This is a genomic window from Pseudomonas paracarnis, assembly GCF_904063055.1.
Lineage (GTDB): Bacteria > Pseudomonadota > Gammaproteobacteria > Pseudomonadales > Pseudomonadaceae > Aquipseudomonas > Aquipseudomonas paracarnis.
Map to the genome: position 1 here is coordinate 1 of NZ_CAJFCN010000035.1, position 4,055 is coordinate 4,055.

At 59.0% G+C, this 4,055-nt stretch carries 5 protein-coding genes and 2 pseudogenes; all 7 read left to right on the forward strand.

The window, feature by feature from the left end; translation table 11 throughout:
• Positions 1 to 365: 365 nt before the first annotated feature.
• Positions 366 to 524: pseudogene (locus tag JMV15_RS27690) on the forward strand (MerR family transcriptional regulator); the annotation flags it as partial.
• A 91-nt stretch (positions 525 to 615) separates the two neighbouring features.
• Positions 616 to 813, forward strand: a pseudogene (locus JMV15_RS27695) (SDR family oxidoreductase); the annotation flags it as partial.
• 69 nt (positions 814 to 882) lie between these two features.
• Positions 883 to 1,560, forward strand: coding sequence for a GntR family transcriptional regulator (locus JMV15_RS27700; RefSeq protein ID WP_016487046.1), 678 nt, complete (start codon positions 883 to 885; stop codon positions 1,558 to 1,560).
• 81 nt (positions 1,561 to 1,641) lie between these two features.
• Positions 1,642 to 2,232 (forward strand): TetR/AcrR family transcriptional regulator, encoded by a 591-nt coding sequence (locus tag JMV15_RS27705; RefSeq protein ID WP_003465041.1) that lies wholly within the window; start codon positions 1,642 to 1,644, stop codon positions 2,230 to 2,232.
• Positions 2,233 to 2,322: 90 nt separating this feature from the next.
• Positions 2,323 to 3,024, forward strand: a complete 702-nt coding sequence (locus JMV15_RS27710; RefSeq protein WP_003465039.1) for a cysteine hydrolase family protein — start codon at positions 2,323 to 2,325, stop codon at positions 3,022 to 3,024.
• A 54-nt stretch (positions 3,025 to 3,078) separates the two neighbouring features.
• Positions 3,079 to 3,303 (forward strand): DUF2798 domain-containing protein, encoded by a 225-nt coding sequence (locus JMV15_RS27715; protein ID WP_003465037.1) that lies wholly within the window; start codon positions 3,079 to 3,081, stop codon positions 3,301 to 3,303.
• Between the two features lie 280 nt (positions 3,304 to 3,583).
• Positions 3,584 to 4,055, forward strand: a 472-nt coding sequence (locus JMV15_RS27720) for an extracellular solute-binding protein (RefSeq protein ID WP_049273834.1), incomplete at its 3' end; no start/stop codon positions are given.

Genomic DNA, 4,055 nt, shown 5'->3' on the forward strand with positions numbered 1-4,055 from the left:
TTTTTTTGGCGATCACGCTCGGCCTGATGGTTGGCTGCTCGTCGAGTTCAAGTGCGATCTGATCAGTGAGCGGTAGCGCAAGTGGATCGCCTCAGCCAAGCAGCGTTGTTGCCGGCGGCCGGAAGAAAGCGGCGGGAAAGCCTTGAACTAGTAGCGGAAAGGATGAAACTTTATTTTTACGATTCTCAGCATTTTCCAAGGTTGAGCGAAAATTAGGATGATACTTTAATGATTCCGGCCTCCATCCCCACAAAACGCTTGCAGATGGCAGAATTGAAATAAGTCATTGTTTTAAATGGATTTTTGCAGGAATTGCTACGTTGCAGGGTCCTGTAGTTAGGATGACACTTTATTTTCCTCCCACAGAAACGCGAGCACGGGCTGCACGCAAGCTCGCGTTGATCGAGCAGAAGATGGCCGACTTGGTCGTCATGCAGCAACTGTTAGGCGAACTGGTGCAGCAATGTGATGCGGGAGACGGCGGAACGATCTGCCCGATCATCGAGGCACTGATCAGAGAGTAATGCCTGGCGGGTGAGCTGGAGATCGGAAAGCCCCTTTACGGTGGGATTCAGAGCTTACGTTGGTTTTTGGTTCCATTGCTCCCCAAACCCCGTCAATGCGATTGCACCGGGTGAGATCGAGACGTCGATCCTGTCTGCCGGGACCGAACTGATCGTCGATCAGCAGATCCCCATGCACCGCTTGGGCAAGCCGGAAGAAGTCGCATCCCTGGTGCATTTCCTCTGCACCCGAGGCGCGTCGTACATCAACGGTTCGGAGATTCATGTCAACGGTGGTCAGCACGTCTGAAATAATCTGGAAATCCCGGCCGGAAACTTCCATCATTCGGGCCGGGCATCCGCCGCAGATGAGCGATCAATGAGCAACCCCTACCCTATTCAAACCCTCAATCACTCTTACCTGGGCAGTGGCATCTACGAGTTGCTGCGCGAGGCACTGATCACCGGGCGTTTCCAGCCCGATGACCGCCTGCGCATCCGCGACCTGGCCGAACAACTGGGCACCAGCGTCACACCGGTGCGCGACGCGATCCTGCAACTGGCCAAGGAACAGGCGCTGATCCTCAAGACCCCGCGTGACATCCGCGTACCCATCCTCACCGCCGCGCAATACGGCGAGATCCGCAGCATCCGCCTGGCGCTTGAAGGCCTGGCTGCGGAGACGGCCGCCGCGCTGGTGACCGACAGCGAACTCGCAGACCTGCAAGCCTGCATCGAAAACAACATCGCCGCGATCAACGCCCAGGACTTGCAAGCCGCTCTCAAGTGCAATCAGCAATTTCACTACGCGCTGACCACCATCGCGCGCATGCCGGTGCTGGCGGGTTTGCTCGATAGCCTGTGGATGCGCACCGGCCCACTGATCGCCCGTGCCTATGGCAACTTCAACGAGCGCATGGCCATCGACCATCACTGGGAAGTGCTCGACGCACTCAAGCGCCGCGATGGCGCGGCGGCACGGGCGGCCATCTGCCGTGACATTCTCGATGGCAACGAGAAGATGCTCGAGTACATCGAGATGGCGCAGGCGGACTGATTGGCAGTCAATTCGACTGTTGACGAAACATAGATGACCAGTTAGTTTATTAAAACTTTCTCATCACTGGATGTCTCTGTCATGGCTCGCCCGGTCAACCTCGAAGTCAGATCCCGTTTGCTGTCGATTGGCCGCCAGGTGGTTCACAACCGTGGCTTCAACGGCTGCGGCGTCCAGGACATCACCGCCGCTGCCGAGATTCCCAAGGGCTCTTTCTACAACTACTTCGCCAGCAAGGAAGACTTCGCGGCAGAGATCCTCGAGGAATACTGGACCTCGATCGAAACCCGCCACGGGCCGATCTTCTACGACGCCCGGGTCAAGCCGCTGGAGCGCATCGGCCAGTTCTTCCAGGCCCTGGTGCTCGAGCACGGCGAGCATGAATACAGCCTGGGTTGCCTGATTGGCAACCTGTCCCTGGAAATGTCCAATGGCAGCGAACAAACCCGCAAGCGTCTGGCCGATGTGCTGGCGCGCTGGGAAGGTTTGCTCGCGAGCTGCCTGCGTGAAGCGCAGCAGCGCCGCGAACTCTCTGAAACTCACGACGCCGAAGCGCTGGCCAGTGTCATCGTCGAAGGCTGGGAAGGTGCGGTCATGCGCGGCAAGGTCCTGCGCGACGGTGCACCTCTGCAGCGTTTCGTATCGATGGTCTTGCCTCGGCTATTGGAGTGAGTTTTTTTTCCTCATTAATAAGACGACTGGTCATTTATATAAAGCAACATTCACGTCTCATCCACGCAAGCACCCAAGAGGTAAATCGTCATGAGCCATCTGTACGCCGACCCCGCCGAACCCGCACTGCCTGCCACTGGTTTCAAGCTCGACCTGAGCAAAGCCGCCCTGGTGGTCATCGACCCACAGAACGACTTCCTCAGCCCTGCCGGCGCCAGTTGGGCGGTGTTCGGTGAGAGCATCGTCGAGAACAACACCGTCGAAAACCTGGAAAAACTGTTCAAGGCCTTCAAGGCTCACGACCTGCCCGTGGCCGTGTCGCCACACTATTACTACCCGCACGACCACGACTGGCATTTTGGCGGTCCGCTGGAAAAGGTCATGCACAGCATCTGCATGTTCGATCGCAAGGGACCGAACACCCTGGAAAACTTCGAAGGCTCCGGCGCCGATTTCCTCGAGATCTACAAGCCGTACATTCTCGACGGCGAGACCATCATCGCCTCGCCGCACAAGGTCTACGGCCCGGAAACCAACGACCTGGCGCTGCAATTGCGCAAGAAAGGCGTGTCGCAGATCATCCTCGCCGGCATGGCGGCCAACCTTTGCGTGGAATCACACCTGCGCGAACTGCTCGAACAGGGCTTTGAAATAGTCGTGGTACGCGACGCCACCGCCGGCCCGCGCCTGCCGGATGGCGACGGCTACCTGGCGGCCATCATCAATTACCGCTTCCTCGCCCACGGGCTGTGGACCACCGAAGAGACTATCGCGCAACTGCAACCGGCTTGATCGTGCCCGAGCGGCCGGGCATCGCGCCCCCCCGCTCTTTCTCGAGAACCCCCGATGAAAATCCCCGCCCGTTATGAGCATTTCGTTTTCGGCGTCGTTCAATCCGGCCTGACCTGCGCGGTCGCGGCCGCCATCGCCACCACACCCCATGCGCTCGACCTGGCCTTTGCCGGCCGCTGGTTGAACGCGTGGGCGCTGTCGTGGGTATCGATGTTGCCGGTGGTGGTGCTGGCGGCGCCGATGATTCGGCGCGTGGTGAGGCGGATGACGGTGGGCTGAATGACTTGGCTATGACTCACCCAACACACCGCCATCGCGAGCATGCTCGCTCCTACCGGGGGCTTCGGGGCTGCTCGCGACAGGCGCGCAAGCCCGCACCCGACGCACGAAATACTGTGCCCGTTCGCATTTTCGCAATAAACCACTTTTCATCCGCGCATTTGTAGCCGCTTCGTTCACGGACAAGCCGGTACATTAGACCTCCATGGTCCCGCAGAGCGACCGACAACAAAACCTACAGCTCGCCCAAGAAAATCTGCCAACCATTCGGAGTCTTTCCATGAGCACATTGCGCACTACAGCTTTCCAACTCGCGAGTCTGGCCCTGTTCATCGGTAGCGCCACCCAGGCCATGGCCGAGGACATCACGTTCGTATCCCAGGGCGGTGCTTATCAGGAAGCCCAGAGCAAGGCGATCCTGGAGCCTGCGGCGAAAAAGCTCGGTCTGACGCTCAAACAGGACAGCTCGCCCAAGGCCTACCCGATCATCAAGACCCAGGTCGAGAGCGGCAAGGTCACCTGGGACGTGGTGGACCTGCCCACTGGCGACTGCATCCGTGGCGAAGCCGAAGGGCTGTTCGAGAAGCTCGACCTTGCGCTGATTCCCAATGCCGCGCAAATACCCGACAGCCTCAAGGACGAATACAGCGTCGGCTACATCAGCTACTCCACGGTGCTGGCGTATCGCACGGACGCGTTCAAAGGCGCGGACGTACCCAAGACCTGGGCCGACTTCTGGGACACCAAAAAAT